Origin of the sequence: Gymnodinialimonas mytili (genome assembly GCF_037544085.1) — a bacterium.
GTDB classification, from domain to species: domain Bacteria; phylum Pseudomonadota; class Alphaproteobacteria; order Rhodobacterales; family Rhodobacteraceae; genus Gymnodinialimonas; species Gymnodinialimonas mytili.
Map to the genome: position 1 here is coordinate 1 of NZ_JBBIFW010000003.1, position 22596 is coordinate 22596.

23 protein-coding genes and 1 tRNA gene are annotated in these 22596 nt (G+C 61.5%); 17 read left to right on the top strand and 7 right to left on the bottom strand.

The features are described from left to right. Positions 1-310: 310 nt before the first annotated feature. Positions 311-664, bottom strand: coding sequence for a DMT family transporter (locus V8J82_RS14205; RefSeq protein ID WP_339976053.1), 354 nt, complete (start codon positions 662-664; stop codon positions 311-313). Positions 665-739: 75 nt separating this feature from the next. Here V8J82_RS14205 and V8J82_RS14210 point away from each other — a divergent pair, with 75 nt between their 5' ends. Further along, the gene (locus V8J82_RS14210; protein WP_339976054.1) at positions 740-1294 is read left to right on the top strand and encodes a TetR/AcrR family transcriptional regulator; all 555 of its coding nucleotides are present in this window, start codon (positions 740-742) and stop codon (positions 1292-1294) included. A 110-nt stretch (positions 1295-1404) separates the two neighbouring features. On the opposite strand, the gene V8J82_RS14215 is transcribed toward V8J82_RS14210, so the two are convergent. Continuing rightward, positions 1405-1494, bottom strand: a tRNA-Ser gene (locus V8J82_RS14215). 331 nt (positions 1495-1825) lie between these two features. Between V8J82_RS14215 and V8J82_RS14220 the strand changes: the two genes are divergently transcribed. The 9 genes from V8J82_RS14220 (at position 1826) to V8J82_RS14260 (ending at position 9589) form a co-directional block, all read left to right on the top strand. Continuing rightward, a complete protein-coding gene (locus V8J82_RS14220) occupies positions 1826-2488 on the top strand; it encodes a 50S ribosomal protein L21 (RefSeq protein WP_339976055.1) in 663 nt (220 codons plus the stop codon). 12 nt (positions 2489-2500) lie between these two features. Continuing rightward, positions 2501-2770: a 50S ribosomal protein L27 gene (gene rpmA / locus V8J82_RS14225; protein ID WP_339976056.1), complete on the top strand. Its 270-nt coding sequence runs from the start codon at positions 2501-2503 to the stop codon at positions 2768-2770. Positions 2771-2917: 147 nt separating this feature from the next. Beyond that, positions 2918-3460 carry a GNAT family N-acetyltransferase gene (locus tag V8J82_RS14230; RefSeq protein WP_339976057.1) on the top strand — a complete coding sequence of 181 codons (543 nt, stop codon included), beginning with the start codon at positions 2918-2920 and terminating at the stop codon, positions 3458-3460. Beyond that, the gene (locus V8J82_RS14235; RefSeq protein WP_339976058.1) at positions 3450-4025 is read left to right on the top strand and encodes a GNAT family N-acetyltransferase; all 576 of its coding nucleotides are present in this window, start codon (positions 3450-3452) and stop codon (positions 4023-4025) included. Before V8J82_RS14230 ends, V8J82_RS14235 begins: the two co-directional genes overlap by 11 nt. 54 nt (positions 4026-4079) lie before the next feature. After that, a complete protein-coding gene (obgE, locus tag V8J82_RS14240) occupies positions 4080-5114 on the top strand; it encodes a GTPase ObgE (RefSeq protein ID WP_339976059.1) in 1035 nt (344 codons plus the stop codon). After that, on the top strand, positions 5102-6211 hold the full coding sequence (gene proB, locus V8J82_RS14245; RefSeq protein WP_339976060.1) for a glutamate 5-kinase: 1110 nt from the start codon (positions 5102-5104) through the stop codon (positions 6209-6211). Before obgE ends, proB begins: the two co-directional genes overlap by 13 nt. Before the next feature lie 81 nt (positions 6212-6292). Further along, the gene (locus V8J82_RS14250) at positions 6293-6973 is read left to right on the top strand and encodes a VPLPA-CTERM sorting domain-containing protein (RefSeq protein WP_339976061.1); all 681 of its coding nucleotides are present in this window, start codon (positions 6293-6295) and stop codon (positions 6971-6973) included. A gap of 71 nt (positions 6974-7044) precedes the next feature. After that, positions 7045-8313, top strand: a complete 1269-nt coding sequence (locus tag V8J82_RS14255; protein ID WP_339976062.1) for a glutamate-5-semialdehyde dehydrogenase — start codon at positions 7045-7047, stop codon at positions 8311-8313. Between the two features lie 85 nt (positions 8314-8398). Next, a complete protein-coding gene (locus V8J82_RS14260; protein ID WP_339976063.1) occupies positions 8399-9589 on the top strand; it encodes a trans-sulfuration enzyme family protein in 1191 nt (396 codons plus the stop codon). Here V8J82_RS14260 and V8J82_RS14265 read toward each other — a convergent pair. Beyond that, complete coding sequence (locus tag V8J82_RS14265) at positions 9575-10009, bottom strand: hypothetical protein (RefSeq protein WP_339976064.1); 435 nt, start codon at positions 10007-10009, stop codon at positions 9575-9577. The two genes, V8J82_RS14260 and V8J82_RS14265, sit on opposite strands and share 15 nt — an antisense overlap. Before the next feature lie 208 nt (positions 10010-10217). Here V8J82_RS14265 and V8J82_RS14270 point away from each other — a divergent pair, with 208 nt between their 5' ends. The 7 genes from V8J82_RS14270 (at position 10218) to phoB (ending at position 17689) form a co-directional block, all read left to right on the top strand. Next, entirely contained in the window at positions 10218-11261 is a 1044-nt protein-coding gene (locus tag V8J82_RS14270) for an ATP-binding protein (RefSeq protein ID WP_339976065.1), read from the top strand. Positions 11262-11428: 167 nt separating this feature from the next. Beyond that, complete coding sequence (locus V8J82_RS14275; protein WP_339976066.1) at positions 11429-12466, top strand: substrate-binding domain-containing protein; 1038 nt, start codon at positions 11429-11431, stop codon at positions 12464-12466. Positions 12467-12577: 111 nt separating this feature from the next. Further along, positions 12578-14032: a phosphate ABC transporter permease subunit PstC gene (gene pstC / locus V8J82_RS14280; protein WP_339976067.1), complete on the top strand. Its 1455-nt coding sequence runs from the start codon at positions 12578-12580 to the stop codon at positions 14030-14032. After that, positions 14029-15384, top strand: coding sequence for a phosphate ABC transporter permease PstA (pstA, locus tag V8J82_RS14285; protein WP_339976068.1), 1356 nt, complete (start codon positions 14029-14031; stop codon positions 15382-15384). The genes pstC and pstA overlap by 4 nt, the downstream gene beginning before the upstream one ends. 30 nt (positions 15385-15414) lie before the next feature. Next, positions 15415-16260, top strand: a complete 846-nt coding sequence (gene pstB / locus V8J82_RS14290; protein ID WP_339976069.1) for a phosphate ABC transporter ATP-binding protein PstB — start codon at positions 15415-15417, stop codon at positions 16258-16260. A gap of 19 nt (positions 16261-16279) precedes the next feature. Further along, entirely contained in the window at positions 16280-16990 is a 711-nt protein-coding gene (phoU, locus tag V8J82_RS14295; RefSeq protein WP_339976070.1) for a phosphate signaling complex protein PhoU, read from the top strand. A 9-nt stretch (positions 16991-16999) separates the two neighbouring features. Beyond that, entirely contained in the window at positions 17000-17689 is a 690-nt protein-coding gene (phoB, locus tag V8J82_RS14300; protein ID WP_339976071.1) for a phosphate regulon transcriptional regulator PhoB, read from the top strand. Between the two features lie 6 nt (positions 17690-17695). On the opposite strand, the gene V8J82_RS14305 is transcribed toward phoB, so the two are convergent. The 4 genes from V8J82_RS14305 to V8J82_RS14320 all read right to left on the bottom strand — a co-directional run bounded on the left by V8J82_RS14305 (position 17696) and on the right by V8J82_RS14320 (position 22594). Beyond that, on the bottom strand, positions 17696-18634 hold the full coding sequence (locus V8J82_RS14305; RefSeq protein ID WP_339976072.1) for an amidohydrolase family protein: 939 nt from the start codon (positions 18632-18634) through the stop codon (positions 17696-17698). Positions 18635-18739: 105 nt separating this feature from the next. Further along, the gene (locus V8J82_RS14310) at positions 18740-20350 is read right to left on the bottom strand and encodes a glutamate synthase-related protein (protein ID WP_339976073.1); all 1611 of its coding nucleotides are present in this window, start codon (positions 20348-20350) and stop codon (positions 18740-18742) included. A gap of 9 nt (positions 20351-20359) precedes the next feature. Then, positions 20360-21619: a cation:proton antiporter gene (locus V8J82_RS14315; RefSeq protein WP_339976074.1), complete on the bottom strand. Its 1260-nt coding sequence runs from the start codon at positions 21617-21619 to the stop codon at positions 20360-20362. A 243-nt stretch (positions 21620-21862) separates the two neighbouring features. Beyond that, entirely contained in the window at positions 21863-22594 is a 732-nt protein-coding gene (locus V8J82_RS14320; RefSeq protein ID WP_339976075.1) for a lipoyl protein ligase domain-containing protein, read from the bottom strand. Positions 22595-22596: the final 2 nt, after the last annotated feature.

Here is a 22596-nt window from a genome sequence, read left to right on the forward strand (position 1 = left end):
TTTGCAGCGAGGATCAGCATAAGCAACATCATATAATGAGCGCGGAAGCTGCCATTGGCGCAGCCCCAGCGAATTGCAGATCCGTCAGCTTAACCGCCTCATCGCACTTTTGAACCGACGTCTACTTCGGGCTGGCTCCGGCCATAGGCGCCTAACGCGGTGGACGGCAGGTGAGAGCCCAAACCTACGCGATACTGTGCTGACAACGAAAGTCTGTTCGTGGTCATGTAGGCTTATCCCTGAGACCGAACTTTTCGGAAGCCAAGCCGCACCATTCGGCGCGGCCCGGCGACTCGGGAAGGACGGCAACTTAGCTTACACTCCCCAGCTTAAGAGAGATAACACCGCCGATGATCAGAGTGACACCAAGCACACGGAACAAAGTGACGGCGTCTCCAAAGAACATGACCCCCACAATAAACGTACCTGCGGCACCGATCCCTCCCCAGACCGCATAGGCGGTGCCAATCGAGATTGTCTGCTGTGAGTACCAAAGCAGAAAGCCGGAAATGAAAATGCATACAACAGCAAGTGCTATACCAGACGCGAGTTGTCCCGGGTTTTGAGACAGCTTCAGCCCGACCGGCCAGCCAATTTCGAAAAGGCCTGCGGTTAATAGGGCGATCCATGCAATTGTCACACTGGACAGTCCGAGTGCGGTCATTTCTTATACTCCTTAAATACGCTGGATTGAGCAGCCGTTTTTCCATCCGTCTGGACGGAATGATAGGAGGGCGCCTTGGGACGTCAACAAACCATCGATGAAAATTCTGTTTTGGATCAGGCTGAGGCCCTAGTCCGAGAAAGCGGCGTGGGCGCGCTTACGCTCGCCAATGTCGCCAAACGCGCGGCTATCAGCAAAGGAGGGCTTCAGTATCGTTTTGAGACGAAAAGGGAACTGGTGCGCGCCATGTTAACTCGTGCTTTTGATCGTTTGGATGCCGCTGTGGAAGCTGAGGTCAAGACGCTTGGCAGGGGCAACGGCCATGAGATCGAAGGGTATGTACATGGTATGCTCAGTGAAAACGGTTCGTACCAGCGACCGGATGCAGCGCTATTCGCAGCCGCGTTTTCCGAGCCAGACCTTCTGGCCGAGTTTGCACCGCGTTATTCTGAGATGCTCAAGCGCGTTAAGGCTCGCTGCGACGCAAAGACAGACGCGGCTTTGGTTCTTCTTGCGACAGATGGGCTATGGTTGTTGGAGGTTATCGGTCTGAAGCCTCTTTCCGGGTCAGAGCGAGATCACATGATCGCACGATTACTGGAAATTGCCCAAGCTTCAGCACAGCGTTGATCGGCTGAGAACGCTTCCAAGCAGGCATTCGCACAGTCGTAACAAATGACAGCTAAGTCCCGCAAAGCGCTATCCCGTAAGTAGCGCAATATCACAAGCTCGGCGGTGAATGGCGGAGAGACAGGGATTCGAACCCTGGGTGGGCTTGCACCCACAACGGTTTTCGAGACCGCCCCGTTCGACCACTCCGGCACCTCTCCGCGGTTTGGGACGTCGTCCGTGGGCGGCTAGGTAGCGGCAAGCGCGGGGCCGCGCAAGGGGCCAATCTACGATTGCCAAAGGGCTCGATATCTTAGAGGCACCGATACCGAGGTTCCGTGCCACAAAAACCAAGCAAAGATTGGCGTGTCTGAGCGAAGCGGTGTTGACAAAACGCCGCGTATCGCGGATACGGCGCGCTCTGGCGGGCCTATGCTGCGCTGGAGAGATATGTATGACGTCCCAAACCGGGGCGCGCAGCCCGAGGTGGGATCTTCCCGAAACACCGGCCAGGCCGGGACCACAGGGCGCGGGAGAAAAAGGATAACAGCCATGTTCGCTGTCATGAAGACAGGCGGCAAGCAGTACAAAGTGCAGGCGGGTGATCGCCTCCGCGTGGAAAAGCTTGCGGCCGAGGCCGGTGAAACGGTCCAATTTAACGATATTCTGATGCTGGGCGGCGAATGCGCCACCGTTGGTGCCCCGCTTGTGTCGGGTGCCGCCGTGCAGGCGCTGGTCGTGGATCAGGTGAAGGGCGAAAAGCTCATTCACTTCGTCAAGCGCCGCCGGAAGCATTCGTCGAAGCGCAAAAAGGGCCACCGTCAGCAGTTGACGCTGATCGAGATCACGGAAGTGCTGGAAAAGGGCGCCGAAAAGTCCGGCGTGAAAGCCGCGATGGGCGCAGGCTCTGCCGTTGCGACCGATGCCGCCCCGGCGAAGGCCGCCGCCAAGCCGAAAAAGGCGAAGGCCGAAAAACCCGCTGCCGAAGCCGCACCTGCGCCCGCCGCTGAGGCCGGTGCCGATGACCTCAAGCAGTTGTCGGGTGTCGGCCCGGCGCTTGAGAAGAAACTGCACGCCGCTGGCGTGACCTCTTTCGCGCAGATCGCCGCCTGGGGCGCCGATGAGATCGCGGAATTTGATGAGAAATTGTCGTTCAAAGGCCGTATCGAGCGTGAAGGCTGGGTCGATCAGGCCAAAAAGATCGTCGAAGGCTAAGGAGACAGACACATGGCACATAAAAAAGCAGGTGGTAGCTCCCGTAACGGTCGCGATTCCGCGGGCCGTCGCCTGGGCATCAAGAAATTCGGTGGCGAAGCCGTCATTCCGGGCAACATCATCGCGCGCCAGCGCGGCAACAAATGGTGGCCGGGTGAAGGCGTGGGCGAAGGCAAGGATCACACGATCTTTGCAACAGCCGAAGGCCATGTGAGCTTCCGCAAGGGGTTCAAAGGACGTACGTTTATTTCGGTCCTCCCGGCGCAAGAGGCCGCAGAGTAACACCGCAGATCCACTGCATTTGAGACAGGGGCCGGCGGTTTCGCCGGCCCTTTTGATTTCAAAGGCACCCTTGTGCCACACGATCGCCAAACCCACCTGTTCACAGGGGGGCTTTGGTCCGCATCGGTTCGGAGGAGGAGCCGACATATGAAACAGGAAACTATCGTTGCTCAAGCCGTGATCGACGCCCCGCGGATGATCCTGCGGCCACTGCGCCCATCCGATGCCGGTTTGATGACCCTTTATGGCTCGGACAAGCGCGTGGCGGATATGACGACGTCGATCCCGCACCCCTTGCCACCCGGTGCGTCCGAGGCCTTTGTCGCCAATGCGATGAAGCCCGACCGGACGGAATTTGTCTGGGCGATGGATGCTACCGAATATGGCGGCGCCGAATTGATGGGTGTGATTTCGCTTGAGCAAATGGATCGCGAACAATCCGAGATCCACTATTGGGTCGCCCCCGCCATGTGGAATACGGGCTTTGCGTCGGAGGCCGTGACCGCGTTGGTGCGCGCCAATCCGCTGGGAAACAAGACGATCTTCGGGTCTGTCTTCCAGGACAATCCGGGGTCGGCGCGCGTGCTGACCAATGCGGGGTTCGAATATCTGGGCGATGCCGAGGCGTTTTCCGTCGCACGCAATGCCAAGGTGCAAACCTGGACCTATATCCGAAAGCTTGACGCTTAATCCCATGGACCACCCGACAACGACCCTCAGGACGGAGCGTCTGACGCTCCGGCCTTTGCACGACCGCGATGCTGAGTGGATCGCGACGGAGATTGCGCGGCCCGATGTTCACCGCATGCTGACCTCGCCGCCCTATCCCTATCGGCTGTCCGATGCAGAGACTTGGTTGAAGATGGCGTCTGCACATCCCGGCCATTATGCGATCGTTGTCCACGATCCGTCTGGGCCCAAGCCGTCGGGGGTCATCTCGTTGCACCTGCATGAAACCGATGGCGAAATCGGCGGCGAATTGGGCTATTGGCTTGCGCAAAGCCAATGGGGCAACGGTTACATGACCGAGGCCGCCCGCGCGGTGTTGGACCAGCATTTCGCTGAGAAGGATGCCGATGTGCCCTCGGGCTATATCGAAGACAACCCGGCGTCGTGCAATGTGCTGACCAAACTTGGGTTCCGCGAAAACGGTGTGAAACGCCGGGTATGCCACTTTCGCCAATCCGAGGTGACGATCCGGAAGATGCGCCTGACCGCGTCGGATTGGGCAGTGGCCCGGTCCGCGCAGGGTTGAGCGCGCCCGCAAGTTCGGTTAGCTGCTGACGTCTCAGCATCGGATGGCAGGCTCATGAAATTCCTCGATCTGGCGAAAGTCTATATCCGGTCCGGCGCGGGCGGCGGTGGCTCGGTCTCGTTCCGGCGCGAAAAGTATATCGAATATGGTGGCCCCGATGGCGGCGATGGCGGGCGCGGCGGCGATGTGTGGATTGAGGTCGTGGATGGGCTCAACACGCTAATCGATTTCCGCTACCAGCAGCATTTCTTCGCGAAAAACGGCCAGCCGGGCATGGGCAAACAGCGCACCGGCAAGGATGGCGACGATGTCCTGCTACGGGTGCCCGCGGGCACCGAGGTGTTGGAGGAAGATCAGGAAACACTGATCGCTGATCTTGAAGAGGTGGGGCAGCGGATCTGCATCGCTCGCGGCGGCAATGGCGGCTTCGGCAATCTGCACTTCAAAAGCGCCACCAACCAAGCGCCCCGCCGCGCCAATCCCGGCCTGCCGGGGGTGGAACGCACGATCTGGCTGCGCCTGAAGCTCATCGCCGATATCGGCCTGCTGGGCCTGCCCAATGCGGGCAAGTCGACCTTCCTGGCGGCCACCTCGAATGCGCGGCCCAAGATCGCGGATTATCCCTTTACCACGTTGCATCCCAATCTGGGCGTCGTGGGCGTCGATGGTGCGGAATTTGTGGTGGCCGACATTCCCGGTTTGATCGAGGGCGCCAGCGAGGGCAGGGGGCTGGGCGACACCTTCCTGGGCCATGTGGAACGCTGTGCGGCTTTGTTGCATCTGGTCGACGGCACGGCGGATGACGTGGTGGCCGATTACCAGACCATCATAAATGAGCTGGAGGCCTATGGCGGGGCATTGGCCGAGAAACCGCGGATCACGGTGCTGAACAAGGTCGACGCCTTGCTGCCCGAAGAGGTCGCCGAAAAGCGTGCCGCGCTTGAGGCCGCCGCTGGCCCGGTCATGGAGATGTCGGGCGTCGCACGCACGGGCCTGGTCGATGTGTTGCGCGTGCTGCGATCCCGTGTCGATGCGGACCGTAAGGCCGAGCGGGAGGCAAAAGAGGATCCCGGCGCATGGCAGCCCTAAGCGTGGATGGCGCGCGGCGGATTGTTGTTAAGATCGGCTCAGCTCTGCTGGTGGATCGACAGACAGGCGCCTTACGGGCCGATTGGCTGCGCGGCTTGGCCGAAGATATCGCGGCCCTGAAGGCAAGGGGCTGCGATGTGATCCTGGTCTCCTCCGGCGCCATCGCCTTGGGGCGCGGGGTGCTGGATCTGGGCCATGGCGCGCTGTCGCTGGACGAGGCACAGGCCGCTGCCGCCGTCGGTCAGATCCGCCTGGCGCGTGCCTATGAAGAGGCACTGGCGCCCCACGGCCTGACCTCGGCGCAGATCCTCCTGACGCTTGATGACAGCGCCGATAGGAGGCGCTATCTGAACACCCGCGCCACCTTTGTCGCGCTATTGGCGCGCGGGGCGGTGCCGATTGTTAACGAAAACGACACAATCGCCACCGACGAAATCCGCTATGGCGACAATGACCGTCTGGCGGCGAATGTGGCAGTGATGGCCGATGCGGATCTGTGTGTTTTGTTGTCCGATGTGGATGGGCTTTATACGGCGATGCCCGGAACACCGGGGGCAGCGCATTTGCCCGAGGTGAGTGCGATCACGCCCGAGATCGAGGCGATGGCGGGCGATGCGGGATCCGGCCTGTCGAAGGGCGGGATGAAGACCAAGGTCTTGGCGGCGCGGACGGCAACGGCGGCGGGCTGTACGATGGTGATCACCGAAGGCTCGCGCGACCGGCCCTTGACCGCGCTGGATCAGGGCGCGCGGGCCACATGGTTCCGCGCCACACTCACCCCGCAACAGGCGCGCAAGGCCTGGATCGGGGCGATGAAACCCAAGGGCACGCTGCGCCTGGATGCCGGGGCCGCCGCCGCATTGGGGCGCGGCAAATCGCTATTGCCCGCCGGGGTTGCGTCGGTCGAAGGTGCTTTTGGCCGCGGTGAGCCGCTCTTGATCCAGGGCCCCGACGGCGACGCGCTCGGCATCGGGCTCAGCCGGTATACGGGCGACGAGGCGCGCGCCATCGCGGGCCACCAATCGGCGGAGATCGAAGCCATCTTGGGCTATCCCGGCCGCGCCGCGCTTATCCATCGCGATGACATGGCGCTCTGACCCCACCTATCCGGGGGGATTGAGGCGGAAGGGTGTATACAAGACGCTGCCCCAATAGGTTCAAAACCATTGGGATATGCCATGTTCAATCGACTCACCATGGCGGCACTTTGTGTCGGCCTGTTCGCCTCTGCCGCTCACGCATCGACGATCACCACCTACACGTTCACCGCCGAAGTCGACCCGACATCGTTGACCGGCGATCCTATTGGCAATGGGCTGAACTATAGGGTCGACACGATTGTGGATGATCTGGTCAACTTGGGCACGCTCAGTGGAACGGTTACGTTTTCCACCGAGATCACCAATTTCCAGACGCCGTCCGCGGAATCAGTGTTCTACCGGCGCGCGCAATTTGACTTTAACGAATTCGATATCGACGAGATTGAACGAACACCGGCCTTTACCGGGCTGGCCAATGACCGTGGCACTGTCGGGTTCGACGCCATTCTGGGGGTTCTCTTTCCGAGCAATGCCCAGGGGCGCATCGATGCGATGACATTCGCTCTGCGGGATGATGATGGCACCGTGATCTCGGATGCACGTCAGTTTCCCGCCCTGATCAGCCTGGACGAATACGAGATCGCTTTTCTCGAATTTAGCACGACGGAGATCCAAGGTCAGACATCCTCGGGCAATGAGGGCGCGCGGTTTAATATCACCTCGTTTACGCCTGTGCCGGCGCCGGTGCCACTCCCCGCCGGTCTGCCTTTGTTGCTTGTTGGCTGCGGGGCGTTTGCGGCCCTGCGCCGCCGTCGCTGATCGGCACCAGGGTTGCCGTAGGCGCGGCAACCCAGTAGCACGGATCACGCTGACAACAGGTGATATGTGCCATGAAAGACCTGATCGACAATATTCCCGCCCTGATGGCCGATATCGGGGCGCGGGCAAAAGCGGCCTCGGCTGAACTGGCCTTTGCCCCGGCCGAGGCGAAGGCACAGGCATTGAATGCGGCCGCCGATGCGGTCTGGGCGCGCCGGGACGAGATCATCGCCGCAAATGCACGGGATATGGCGTTTGGCACAGAGAAAGGCCTGTCTGACGCGATGCTCGACCGGTTGATGCTGGACGAGACGCGGATCGGCGGCATCGTCGACGGTCTGCGTGCCGTCGCGGGCCAGGATGATCCGGTCGGCGAGGTGATGACCGAATGGGATATGGAGAGCGGTCTGCATATCCAGCGTGTCCGCACACCTTTGGGCGTCATCGGTGTGATCTACGAGAGCCGTCCGAATGTGACCGCGGATGCGGGCGCTTTGTGCTTGAAATCGGGCAATGCGGTGATCCTGCGCGGCGGCTCGGAAAGCTTTCATTCCTCGGGCCTGTTGGTCGAATGCCTGAAAGACGGGCTGCGCATTGCGGGTCTGCCGGAGGACTCAGTGCAACGCGTACCAACGCGCGATCGTGCCGCCGTGTCTGAGATGCTGACGATGACCGACACGATCGACGTGATCGTGCCGCGCGGTGGCAAAGGGCTTGTCGGGCTGGTGCAGCGCGAGGCGCGGGTGCCGGTCTTTGCGCATCTGGAGGGGATTTGCCACATCTACCTCGATGCCGCGGCGGATCCGGAAAAGGCGCTGAGGGTTGTGTTGAACGCCAAGACGCGGCGCACGGGGATTTGCGGCGCGGCGGAATGTCTGCTGATCCACCGCGATGTGCTGGATACGATTGGTCAGGGCGTGGTGCGGGCGCTGATTGATGCCGGTGTGGAAGTGCGTGGCGATGCCGATCTGCAGTCGATCCCCGGCGTTGTCGCCGCGGAAGGCGGAGATTGGGGCTGCGAGTTCCTCGATATGATCATTGCCGCGAAGGTGGTGGACGATATCGATGGCGCCATTGCCCATATCCAGACCTATGGATCTTCCCATACCGAAGCGATCCTGACCGAAGACTATGCCGCCGCTGCGCGGTTCTTCCAGCGTCTGGATTCGGCGATCTTGATGCGCAACGCCTCGACCCAGTTTGCCGATGGCGGTGAGTTCGGGATGGGCGCCGAGATCGGGATCGCAACCGGTAAGATGCATGCACGCGGGCCCGTGGGGGCCGCGCAATTGACCTCGTTTAAGTATCTTGTGACCGGCGACGGAACGATACGCAACTGACGATGCGGGTAGCGAAGGGCGAGCGAGGGGCCAGCCCCTCGCGCTCCCCGGGGTATTTTGAGCCAATGGAAGACAGGGACGCGGGATGAGCGACGGGCAGCGCAATCGGCTGGAAACTTTGGTGCGACGGGCGGAGTTGCGGGCGGGGGTGAGCCGACCGGTGGTGACGCCGATCCAGCCATCGGTGGTCTATGCCTCGCCCTCGATCCAGACCCTGCATGCGCAATATGAGGGCGGCGCGCAGGGCTATACCTATGCGCGTGAGGGCCATCCGAATGCGGAGCTGTTAGCGCGCAAGATCGATGGGTTGGAAGCGGCAGAGGGCGGTTTGGTCCTGGGGTCGGGGATGGCGGCGGTCTCGGCGACGATCCTGGGGCTGTTATCGGCCGGGGATCATATCCTGGGCGGCAACCAGCTTTATGGTCGGTCATTGCGGTTGATGCATCAGGATCTGGCGCGGTTTGGAATTGCGACCTCGGTGGCCGATCCCACGGATGTTGTGGCAATGCGCGCGGCGTTGCGGCCCGAGACGAAGATGATCCTGGTGGAGGCGGTGTCGAACCCGACGCTGCGGGTGGCGGATATGGCGGGGATTGTGGCGCTGGCGGAAGAGGCGGGCGTGATTCTGGCCGTCGACAACACGTTCACAACGCCTGTCGCGTATCGTCCCTTGGCCGAGGGCGCGGATATCGTGATCCATTCCGTCACCAAGCTGTTGGCGGGGCATTCCGACGTGACGCTTGGCTATGTGGCGGCGCGCGAGGCGGCGCAGATGCGGGCGATCTACGATTTCGCCGTGACCATAGGGATGACGCCCGCGCCGCAGGAATGCTGGCTGGCGGAGCGTGGGCTGTATACGTTTCCACTGCGCTTTGCCCAGGCGCAGGCCAATGCCGCGGCGCTGGCCGATTGGCTGGCGGATCAGCCGAAGGTCGCGCGCGTGCTCTATCCCGGTCGCGCCGATCACCCCGATCACGCCCGTGCGGCGGCGCTGTTCGGCGGCAATTTCGGCAATATGGTGAGTTTCGAGTTGCACGATACCAATGAGGCCGCCGCGGATCGCTTGGTACAGGGCGCGCCGGATCTGCCCTTCGCGCCGACATTGGGGGATGTTGGGACCACATTGAGCCATCCGGCCTCATCCAGCCACCGGGGGCTGACGCCCGAGGGGCGCGCCGCGCTGGGGATTTCGGATGGATTTTTCCGGGTCTCGGTCGGGATCGAGGATCTGAACCTGCTGAAGGCCGATTTCGGCGCCGGCCTAGACAATGTGTAGATCGGGCGGGCCGGTCAGCGTGACGACATCCAGGTTCAGGTTCGGCGCGAGCACGGTCATCTCGGCGCGGATCAGATCGATATCGGGCTGTTGCGAGGTCACCGCCAGAAAGCGACCCGCGTAGCCCGCGTGCCCAAGCTGCCCCACCAGATCCATCACATCGACGGAGGCCGCCATCAGGGGCGCCAGGATCAGGTCCGGTCGACTGACGCCAAACATATGTCGCCGCGCCAACAGGCGGTGGGGCACGCGCACGACTTGTGACCCCGGCGCCAAGACATGCGGGGGCAGGGCGTTTGTGGCCCGGGCGCTGAGACCCACAACCACCACACGACGGCGGCGGGGCATCTGCCCCGCGCCAATCGATTGGCTCATAGGTCCAACGACCCGTGGCTGCAGCTTTCGCCGATCATCGGCCATGGGGCGATCCAGATTGTCTTGCGGCTTTGGGCGAGGCCATTGCCGTCTTGGTCGGTCGTTCGATGCGAGACAGGCCCCGCTACGCCAACTTATCAGATCCGAAAATCCTTGCACATAGAAACCTTGCCACTGCAACGATCTGTCATCGTAGCGTTGCACATCTGGGTAGAATCGCGCCATGGCCATGCGCGGTGCGAAGGAAATCCTGATGTCTGACGACCTTATCCAATCCGTGATCGAAGCCGTTCCCGATCCGATGTTGCATCTGGGCCCAAGCGGGGAGATCGCCCGTGCCAACACGGCCGCAACCCAGATGTTCGGCACCTGGATCGTGGGGCGCAGCCATGATGCGGTGATCCGTCAGCCGGGATTGCTGAGCCGGATCGAGGCGATGCAGGCGGGTGAGGGGGCCAGCGAGGGGCGGTTCGAACGCTCGGACCAATCGGGGGTGACGCAGTTCAAGGTCCGCCTGACCTCTCTGGTCGATACCGGATTGTTGCTGCATTTCACCGACATCACCCATTTGCGCGAGGCCGAAGAGATGCGCCGGGATTTCGTGGCCAATGTCAGCCATGAATTGCGCACGCCATTAACCGCGGTCCTGGGTTTCATCGAAACCCTGCGGGGCCCGGCGCGCAACGACCCGGAGGCGCAGGCGCGTTTTTTGGGCATTATGGAGGATGAGGCGCGGCGGATGAACCGTTTGGTCTCGGATCTGCTGTCGCTCAGCCGGGTGGAAAGCGAAGAGCGGGTGCGCCCGAACGAGGACGTGGATCTGCATGCGGTGCTGCAGGGCGTGATTGCCGCCCTGCGCCCCGGCGCGGAGGATGCGGGCAACAGCCTGGTGCTGGAATGCGGCGACTGCCTGGGCGACGGGACCTCGCGCATCTGGGGGGACCGGGATCAGGTCATGCAGGTGTTTTTGAACCTCTGTGAGAATGCGATGAAATATGGCGGGCCGGACAAACCCGTTCGGATTTTCATGGCGCGCGAGATGGGCACGGGGCTGTTGAAAGGGCCGGTGCTGCGCGTCGATGTCACCGATGAGGGGGAGGGCATCGATTCCCTGCATCTGCCGCGCCTGACCGAGCGATTCTACCGAATCGATACCCACAGATCCCGCGAAATGGGCGGCACCGGGCTGGGTCTGGCCATCGTAAAGCATATCGTGAACCGCCATCGCGGACGGCTGCGGATTACATCGGAAATTGGCCGCGGAACAACATTTTCCGTGCAACTTCCTGCGATTTAGCGGCGCCTTCTTGTGGCGCTGATCCGCGCCTTCCCAAACGTCACCGCGCGCTGTCATCAAACTGTTACGTCCCTGTCACAAAAGCATCGCGCGGAGGGCTTAGCCGTCGCATCGGACGCGTGCACAGAGGCGCGTTTTGTCAAAAGTATCCTTAGGGAGAGAGATATATGTCTTTCGCAAAGCTGAGCGTTTCGGTTCTTGCCGTTGCCGCCGTCTCCGCCACCGCTGCCGTGGCCCAAAGCCGTGACAATGTGCAGATCGCTGGGTCCTCGACCGTTCTGCCTTATGCCACGATTGTTGCCGAAGCGTTCGGCGAAAACTTCGAATTCCCGACCCCCGTTGTTGAATCGGGTGGCTCGTCGACCGGTCTGCGCCGTTTCTGCGAAGGCGTGGGCGAAAACACCATCGACATCGCCAACGCGTCGCGCTCGATCCGCGACAGCGAAGTCGAGACCTGCGCCGCAAACGGCGTGACCGACATCATCGAGGTGCGCTTCGGCTATGACGGCATCGTGTTCGCCTCCGACATCAACGGCAACTCGTTCGAGTTCACGCCGTCCGATTGGTATCTGGCCCTGGCCGCCGAGCTGCCTGTCGATGGCGAAATGGTCTCTAACCCGAACACCAACTGGAACGAAGTGAACGGCGATCTGCCCGATCAGGAAATTTCCGCCTTCATCCCGGGCACCCGTCACGGCACCCGCGAAGTCTTTGACGAGCGTGTGATCCTGCAGGGCTGCGAAGATACCGGCTCGATGGCTGCGATGATGGAAATGGGCATGGATGAAGATGCCGCCGAAGAGGCGTGCATGGAAATCCGCGCCGATGGCGTCAGCGTCGATATCGACGGCGATTACACCGAAACCCTGGCCCGCATCGATGCGGATGCCAACGGCATCGGCGTGTTCGGCCTGGCCTTCTACGAGAACAACACCGACCGCCTGCAGGTTGCCACCATGAACGGCATCGTGCCGACGGTGGACGCCATCGCAACCGGCGAATACCCGGTCTCGCGTCCGCTGTTCTTCTATATCAAAGCAGCCCATATCGGCGTGATCCCCGGTCTGCAGGAATACGCATCGTTCTTCGTGTCTGACGACATTGCCGGTCCGTTCGGCCCACTGGCCGCCTATGGCCTGGTCTCCGATCCGGAACTGGCCGAGGTGCAGGACACCGTCGCCAACGGCACCACCATGGCCGAGTAAGCCATACCGGCTTGCCCCATAGTCTTGGACGCCCCCTTCACCTGCGGGTGAGGGGGGCGGACCGCCCTTAAACAGACGCATCATCCCGCGCAGCCGTCAACAGGTGCCCCAATGACCTGGATCTTGCTTGCCATCTTTATCCTCGGCGCCATCGGCTTTGTGCTGGGCCGCCGCAAGGCGTTGTCCAGTGCCGATGGGGATGCCCGTATCCTTCATTCGCTGCCGATCTATTACGGGACGAATGTCACGCTTCTGACGATGATCCCGGCGCTTTTGGTGCTGGGCCTTTGGTTGATCATCCAGCCGATGGTCATCGACAACGCGATTTCAAACGTGATCCCGGACCGGATCGTGGCCGAAAGCGGCTCACGCGATCTGGTAATGACCGAAGTGCGCCGCCTGGCCGATGGCCTCGACACTGCCGTTGCGCGAGGAGCCTTCACCGAAGACGAGGCCGGATCGCTGCGCACCGAGTTCACAGATATTCGTGCGCGCCTGGCCGAAGTTGGCGTGGCGCTCGGCTCTGACGTGGAACCCGAAATCCTGGTCGCCGCACAACGCTTTCGCGAGATGAACCGGACGGGATCCAGCGTGATGATCGGGGTCGTTCTGACCTTGGCCGCCCTGGGTCTCGCCTATGCCTATGTGCGCACGCACCGTGATCTGCGGGCCCGCAACGCGGTGGAATATGTGATCCTGGCGGTGCTGATGCTCGCCTCGACCATCGCCATCCTGACCACCGTCGGCATCGTTTTGTCGATGCTGTGGGACACGCGGAATTTCTTCCTGCTGTATCCCTGGCAAGACTTCTTCTTCGGCCTGGAATGGCGCCCGTCATTCGAAGGCGGGTCCGAACTGGGCCTTCTGCCGCTGCTTTGGGGCACGATCTATATCTCGATCATTGCCTTGCTGGTGGCGGTGCCGATCGGCCTGTTCGCAGCGATCTACATGGCGGAATATGCGGGCAAGAAAATGCGCGGCTTCGCCAAACCGCTGATCGAGATCCTGGCCGGTATCCCGACCATCGTTTACGGCCTTTTCGCGCTGATCACCGTTGGCCCGCTGCTGCGCGACTACTTTGCGCAGCCGCTTGGTGTGGGGAATTCATCCTCCAGCGTGATGACGGCGGGTATCGTGATGGGGATCATGCTGATCCCCTTCGTGTCCTCGCTGTCCGATGATATCATCAATGCCGTGCCGCAGAGCCTGCGCGACGGATCCTACGGGCTGGGCGCGACGCAATCGGAAACGGTCAAGCAAGTGGTCCTGCCCGCCGCCTTGCCGGGCATTGTCGGCGCCGTCCTGCTGGCCGCCTCGCGCGCCATCGGCGAGACGATGATCGTGGTGCTGGGGGCAGGGGCCGCCGCACGATTAAGCCTCAATCCGTTTGAGGCGATGACGACCGTGACGGTGAAGATCGTGGGTCAATTGACCGGCGACACCGACTTTTCCAGCCCCGAGGCCCTGGTCGCCTTTGCCCTGGGTCTGACCTTGTTCGTCATCACCCTGGGGCTGAACATCTTTGCCCTCTACATCGTGCGAAAATATCGGGAGCAGTACGAATGAGCGACCTGCCTTTCGAAAAACCGCCCATCCGCAGCCTGTTTGCCCAAGATGCGCGCACCAAGAAACGCAACCGCGCCGAGGCCCGGTTCCGCGTCTACGGCCTGGCGGCGGTCTGCATCGGGATATTGGCCCTGGTCATGCTGCTGCTGTCGATTCTGAGCAATGGCCTCAGCTCGTTCCGGCAGACCCATGTGTCTTTCCCGATTGAGCTGACTGCCGAGCGGGTCGATCCCGAGGGCAACCGCAATCCCGGCGAAATGGCCCGCGTGACCACATTCGGCTATCTGCCGCTGCTGGCCGAAGCCTTCGAAGCGCATCTGGACGCCGAAGGGATCGAGACCGAGATGGACATCCGCGAATTGGCGGCGATGTTGTCGGAGGAGGCGCCCGCGCAGGTGCGCGCCATGGTGCTGGCCAACCCCAATCTGGTGGGCACCACGCTGGAGGCGAACATCCTTGTCGGTGGCCGGATCGACGGGTTCTTCAAGGGCCGCGTGACGATGGAAAGCGCGGAACGCGACCGCAACGTGACGCCCGCACAGTTGGAATTGGCGCAGATCCTGGCCGAGCGCGGGGATCTGGGCACCAGCTTCAATTGGAGTTTCATCACCGCGCCCGATGCCTCCGGTCAGCGGCCCGAGGCAGCGGGGTTGGGCGTGGCGATCATCGGTTCGTTCTACATGATGATCGTGGTTCTGGCCCTGGCGCTGCCCATCGGCGTTGCCGCCTCGATCTATCTTGAGGAATTCGCACCCAAAAACCGGCTGACCGATTTGATCGAGGTGAATATTTCGAACCTGGCCGCGGTGCCATCGATTGTCTTCGGGATTTTGGGCCTGGCCGTCTTCATCAACTTCATGGAGTTCAACCAATCCTCACCCCTGGTGGGTGGGCTGGTCCTGACCCTGATGACGCTGCCCACGATCATCATCGCCACGCGCGCCAGTTTGCGGGCCGTGCCGCCGTCGATCCGGTCCGCGGCACTTGGGCTGGGCGCGTCGAAGATGCAATCGATCTTCCACCACGTGCTGCCGCTGGCCGCGCCCGGCATTCTGACCGGCACGATCATCGGCCTGGCGCAAGCCTTGGGGGAAACCGCACCGCTGCTGCTGATCGGCATGGTGGCCTTCGTCCGCGAATATCCCGATTTCGTCTCGGTCCATTCGAACGCCTTCCCGTTGATGGGGGATGGCGCCACCGCGCTGCCGGTGCAGGTCTATAGCTGGACACAGCGCTCGGACCCTGCCTTTGTGGAACGCGCATCGGGGGCGATCATCGTGCTTCTGGTGTTCCTGATTTTCATGAACGCGCTCGCCGTGATGCTGCGGCGTCGCTTCGAACGCCGCTGGTAAAGAGGTCTTGGTCCAATGGAGGATGCACATATGAATGACATGAGCCAAATTGACCAAGGCGTGTCGGTCGGCGATATCAAGATGCGCGCCCGTGACGTCGATGTCTTCTACAATGCCGGCGCGGGCCGGAGATCGGCGGAAGATCTGCGCCAGGATGCCTCGGCGGTTCGCGCGATCAAGTCGGTGAATGTCGATATCAACGACAAGACGGTGACCGCCTTTATCGGCCCGTCGGGGTGCGGCAAGTCCACGTTCCTGCGGGCGTTGAACCGGATGAACGACACTATTGATGGCTGCCGTGTCACGGGTGAGGTGACGCTGGAAGGCGAAGACATCTACGATTCCAAGGTCGATCCGGTGCAGCTGCGCGCCAAAGTCGGCATGGTGTTCCAGAAACCCAACCCGTTCCCGAAATCGATCTTCGACAATGTTGCCTATGGCCCGCGGATCCATGGCCTGGCGCAGTCGAAATCCGATCTGTCCGACATCGTGGAAAAGTCGCTGCGCCGCGCTGCGATCTGGGATGAGGTGAAGGATCGCCTGGATGCGCCCGGCACCGGCCTGTCGGGCGGACAGCAGCAGCGCCTGTGCATCGCACGCGCCGTGGCCACCAGCCCCGAGGTTCTGTTGATGGACGAGCCATGCTCGGCCCTCGATCCCATCGCCACCGCCCAGGTCGAGGAACTGATCGACGATCTGCGCAGCCGCTATTCGGTGGTGATCGTGACCCATTCGATGCAGCAAGCCGCACGCGTCAGTCAGAAGACGGCCTTCTTCCACCTGGGCGATTTGGTGGAATTCGACGATACCGATAAAATCTTCACCAATCCCTCCGATGAGCGCACCGAAAGCTACATCACCGGACGGATCGGTTAACCGACGAATAGGGCGTATCATGCCGAACTCAGAACACATCGTCTCCAGCTTTGACCGTGACCTGGAAGGCATCCAGGCCCGCATCATGCGTATGGGCGGCTTGGTTGAAGATGCCATCGCGAAATCGGCCGAGGCGCTGGAGACACGCGATATCGAACTGGCCAAAGCCGTCCGGGCAGCGGACAAGCCCATCGACGCATTGGAAGAACAGATCAACGAAGAGGCCGCGCGCATCATCGCGATGCGTCAACCCATCGCCTCGGACCTGCGCACCGTTCTGACCGTGTTCCGTGTGTCGGCCAATCTGGAGCGCATCGGGGATTACGCCAAGAATATCGCCAAGCGCAGCCAGTCGGTCATCGAATTGCCAAACGTGCCCGGAACCGCGGCGTCGCTGCGGCGGATGGCGCGTCAGGTCGAATTGATGCTGAAGGACGTGCTCGACGCCTATATCCAGCACGATGCCGATCTGGCCGAGGATGTGCGGCAGCGTGACCTGGAGGTCGACCAGATGTATTCCGCGCTGTTCCGCGAATACCTGACGCATATGATGGAAGATCCGCGCCATATCACCACCTGCATGCATCTGCATTTCATGGCCAAGAACATCGAACGTATGGGCGACCATGTGACATCGGTGGCCGAGCAGGTGATCTATCTGGTCACGGGCGAATTGCCGGATGATGACCGGCCCAAGGAAGATAAAACGCCCTATGTGCAGGGCGCGTAAAGGTAGGCGATGATGGCAGGCGAACCGGTCGTTTTGGTGGTGGAGGATGAACCCGCGCAGCGCGAGGTTCTGGCCTATAACATTCGCGCCGAAGGCTTCGATGTGATGACCGCGGCAGCGGGGGACGAGGCGCTGGTTGCGGTTCGCGAAACGCCGCCCGATGTCATCGTGCTCGACTGGATGCTGCCCCATGTCTCTGGCATCGAAGTGTGCCGTCAGCTCAAGATGAGCACCGAGACCGCCAAGATCCCGATCATTATGCTCTCGGCGCGGTCCGAGGAGACCGACAAGGTGCGCGGTTTGGAAACCGGCGCCGATGATTACGTGACCAAGCCCTATTCCGTGGCCGAATTGCTGGCGCGTCTGCGCACGCAATTGCGTCGCGTGCGGCCCGCCACGGTGGGTGAGCGGCTGGAATATGAAGACATCATGCTCGACCTGGCCGAACACCGCGTCTATCGCGGCGGTGTGAACCTGTCGCTCGGGCCCACCGAATTCCGCCTGTTGACCGCCTTTATGGAGCGTCCGGGCCGGGTCTGGAGCCGCGAGCAATTGCTGGACCGTGTCTGGGGCCGCGACATCTATGTCGATAGCCGCACGGTCGATGTCCATGTCGGTCGTTTGCGCAAGGCGTTGAACGCGGCTGATGCAGGCGACCCGATCCGCACCGTGCGCGGCGCCGGCTACGCGCTGGGTTAGCGCGGGCTACAGGGGCAGGGCGGTCGGCAGATAGACCTGCATCGCCGTGTTGCGGAAGACCTGCAAGTGATCATTGGCTGGCACAGATTTTGCGTTTAGATCCAATAGCTTATCATAAGGCGTTGACAGCTTTTCGACGGGATAATTACTGCCCCACATGACGCGGTCCGGGCCGAAAGCCCGTAGGATCGTGTCGATGTAGGGCTGAATGGCCCCGACACCCTTTTGGGCCCAATCGGGGTCATACATGCCCCAGCCGCTGAGCTTGATATAGGTGTTCGAACGACCCGCCATCGCACCCACAGCCTCCGCCCAACGCGCATATCCTTCGGCACTTTGGTTATAAGGACAAAGCGCATGATCGATGATCACCTGCAGATCGGGCACGATGTCGAAGGCGCGCAAGGCGGCCTCCGCCTGTTCTGGATACATCTGCAGGTCGAAGCTCAGACCGTTTTCAGCGACATGAACAAGTCCCGTTAACCATTTGGTATCGCTGAGAAAGTCGCGTGACGCAAAGGTCAGGTCAGGTCGATGGTCCAGTCGCGCGACGATCTGGCGAAGGCCGACGACATCGTCGCTATCCATATGGCGGACAAGCTGCGTCGGAAGATCCGGCGCGCTCAGATCAGCGAAGACCACCATTTTCCCAATGGCATTCGGCGTCTGATCCAGCTGTGCTTGCACAAAACGGGTCTCGGCAACGGGATCGGGCAGGGATGGATCGGTTTGGACATGGATCGAGGCCTCAAGTGGCCGCGGCGCCTCGGCCAGAAACTCCGGCAGCAGATAGTCACGCTGAATCGGTGTCGGGTCCCCAAACGGCTTTGGCGCACCGAGATCGCGCAGCCAGCCATAGCCGATGTCGTCGCCACGACTCTCCGGCGCCCAGATGTGATGGTGGGCATCGATAACGCCATAGGGGTGCAGATCAGACAGCGCCATATTTGGGATCCATTAAGCCAGTAATCATGATTATGTTAATTATATAGATACCCAGATTAGGTAACCCTTTTGCTGAGTGACTTTGAAACCAATGCATAACGCAGTCTAGCCAAGACCCCCATAGGCAATGCCCGTCAGATCCGTCATGTCCTTCTTCCAGGTCACCAGATCATCCGGGTTGAACTTCGACAGATGATCGTGGCCGCAAGCGCGCGCCATGACTTGCATCAGCTCAACCGACGCGTCGAAGAAGTTGGCGAGCTGCTCAGCAGACCGATCCACCAGCAGCCGACTGACCAGGTGTGGTTTCTGCGTGGCGATGCCGACGGGACAATTGTTCGTGTGACATGCGCGCATGGCCAGGCAACCGATCGCCTGCATGGCGGAGTTCGACACCGCAATCGCATCGGCCCCCAAGGCCAGCGCTTTGATGAAATCCGCCGGTTTGCGCAGACCGCCGGTGATCACCAAGGTGATGTCCTGCCGCTCCAGCCGGTCCAGATGCGCCCGCGCGCGCGCCAAAGCCGGGATCGTCGGCACCGAGATGTTGTCGCGGAAAATCACCGGCGCGGCCCCCGTGCCGCCGCCACGTCCGTCAAGGATGATGTAGTCCACGCCTACCGCCAGCGCCGCGTCGATATCCTTTTCGATATGCTGCGCGCTCAGCTTGTAGCCGATGGGAATGCCACCCGTCCGGCTGCGAACGTCATCGGCGAAGTCCTTGATTTGGCTCACATCCGTCCAATCTGGAAACCGTGGCGGCGAGACGGCCGGTGTGCCCGGCTCCAGATCCCGGACCTCGGCGATCTTCCCGTTCACCTTTTCACCCGGCAGGTGGCCGCCCGTGCCCGTTTTGGCGCCCTGCCCGCCCTTGAAATGAAACGCCTGAACCTGATCCAGCTTGTCCCAGCTGAACCCGAACCGGCCTGAGGCAAGCTCATAGAAATAACGGCTATTGGCCTGTTGTTCCTCGGGCAGCATGCCGCCTTCGCCTGAACAGATCCCAGTGCCCGCCATCTCGGCCCCCGTCGCCAGCGCCACCTTGGCGGTTTCAGACAGCGCGCCAAACGACATGTCGGACACAAAAAGCGGGATCTTCAAGACAAGCGGCTTTTGCGCATTCGGGCCGATCACCACTTCGGTGCCCACGGCCTCATCATCCAGCAAAGGCGGTTTGTGAAGCTGCGCGGTGATCAATTGGATATCGTCCCAATCCGGCAATTCATTGCGCGGCACACCCATGGAGGTCACCACACCATGATGCCCGGTTTTCTTCAGCCCATCGCGTGCATATTGCTGGATCAGGCCGGTATGTGGCTCTTCCTCAGTGCCATGGCTGGTATCGGCGTATAAGCCAAGATATGCATCGCGATCAAAGGGTTGCGGGTTGTTCTTCGCCCAATCATTGATCTCGTCCTCATCGACATAGACCTGGTCATTTTCGACCCAAGCGCTGAATTTCGGCAGCTTTTCCTCGTTGGCATAGGCCGACACACCGGTATCGAGCCGGTAATCCCAATCATGGACACCGCAGATCAGATCGTCGCCGCGCACAAACCCGTCAGACATCAGCGCACCGCGATGTAGGCAGCGCCCGTAAAAGACCGAAATATCGTCGTCGAAGCGCACCACGACCAAGTCGACCTCCCCCACCAGAGCATATTCCGGGCTACGATCCGCTAGGTCGCTGAATGTGTAGAGAGCCGTCTTGTTCATGATCGCTTCCTATTCTGAGTGGCGTCGGGTGATGATCGGTTTTGCACTGTGTTCGATAGTTTCGGTCTCGGCGCTGGTGCCGCTTTCGCTCAGCTTGCGCCCATACCAGCGCGCGGCGGGCGCAGCGGTGATGCCGTGGAGAACGGCACTGATCCACACCGCGTTGATGGCGATATGCAGGATTGGCTCACCGATTTCGGCGGGGATTTCGTCGATCACAAGCAGCGCGAACAATGCCGTGGCCAAACCTCGTGGGCCGAACCAGCCGAAGAAAACGCGCGTCAACGGCGCCGCGTCAGTACCGATCAGGGACAGCCAGATCGCCAGCGGCCGCACCAGGAACAGGCTGATCAGGATCAGCGCCAACATGGGCCAGGTCAAATGCGCAATCGCCTCAGGCACCAAGGCTGCGCCCAGCAACAGGAACGACGCCCAGGCCAGCAATTGTCCTTCGCTTTCCGTGAATTCATAGACGAACTTACACGCGCCTTTGACGATTCCGCCAAAGGTCAAACCGGCTACGAAGGCCGAGATAAAGCCATTTCCGCCAATCTCGGTGGCAGCCAGATAGGCGGATCCGGCCAGCGCCAGCGCCCCCACCCCTTCATAGATGTCCGAGGTGGTGTGCCGCGCCTTGGCACGCAGCAGGATCCAACCACCCAACGCGCCCACGGCAATGCCGACCAGCGGGCCCAAGACGATCTGCTTCAGGCCAAAGACCAGCCAGGCGCCGCCATTCACATCCATCTCCGCGGCGGTCAGGCTGGCGAATAACAGGATGATCGGCAGTGCCAGCCCGTCATTCAACCCGCTCTCCACGGTCAGCGCGCGCCGGGGGCGGATCGGCACATTGGGATTGGTCACAACCGCCTGCCCCAGTGCCGCATCGGTCGGCGCCAAGATCGCCGCCATCAACAGCACCGCGACAAACGGCCAGGTCGGCAGTAACACAGCCCCCGCCAAGGCCCCCAGCGCAATCGCAAGGGGCAATCCGATCAACAGCATCCGGGATGGCCAGATATGCCGCCTGCGCAACGCGGCCAGATCGGTCTGCGCCGCATCGAGAAACAGCAGGATGACCAGCGTGATCTCGGCCACCGGATGTAGCAAGGCGTGGCTGCTGTCGTCCGACACCAATCCGGTACTCGATAACACATATCCCAGGGCCAGGAACACCATCGGCGCTGTCAAAGAGGTGGAGGCCAATCGCTGTGCGACCATGGCAAAGCCCGCCGTTGCCATGCAGATGATCAGAAAGCCCGTTGCCACGTCGCAAGATCCAGTCGTTCAAACCGAACCAAATCGCGCCATCGAAAGCCCAGAGCGCCGCGGGAATGCTGAGGTTCAGCCGCCCTGAAATGGATAGCAAGGCGTCGGTGACTTGTCATATCAAATTGACACCCATGCGCTCAGGCGGTATGAAGATTGGCCTTTAACCATTTGATAAATTGTCAAAATGATTACCTCAGCGCGCCTGGTGGCTTGATTTCTCATCCAAGGAAATCCGTGCATCTAGCTGTGATCATCACGCAGATACGCCATTAGATCCGCATCATACGCCCTGTGCAGCCATGCCATGTAGCTGGCGATGGAAAAGTCCTTGGCGTCGCGCTTGGGGGCCAGATCCGCTAGATTTACATGCACCGCCGCATCGACGCGCTGCGCGACGTCACATAGATCATAGAGCCGGTTGGTCGCGGCGATCCCACCCGGCAGATCGGCCCGAACCAGGATCAACGCATGGGCAAAGACCATCTGCGCGCCCGACCCGTCGCGGATGCGCCGCCAGCGTTGCGCGGTGCCAACCATCTTGCGCCCGCCGACCGACAGGTTGTGGGCGCCATCGCAAAAGGAATGCGGGATGGCCAGGAATTCCGGCTCCGCCCCCCAGCCCCGCAGATGCTGCGCCACCGGGGCGCAGAGGCGACGGTAATGGTCCTTGATATCGGGCGTCACACCGTTGGGCACGCGGTAGGCCAAGCTGACATTCACCGTCCCCGTGCCTTGCGGCGTCACGTCGCCGCCGGTGCAGCGGGTGAAGACGGGCCAACCGCCCTGCCCCATCTGCTCGGCCGCAGCGTCGAAGGCCGGATTGCGCGTGAAGGCCTGAGGCACAACGAGGCAGCGCTCGGTCTGCCAAATCGCAATCTCATGGGAACGCGCGCCCGATCCGACGCGGTCCAGCATATCGGCCTCCAGCGCAAAGGCCTCGGCCCCGGATAACGTCCCGACGACGGCGTTCATCG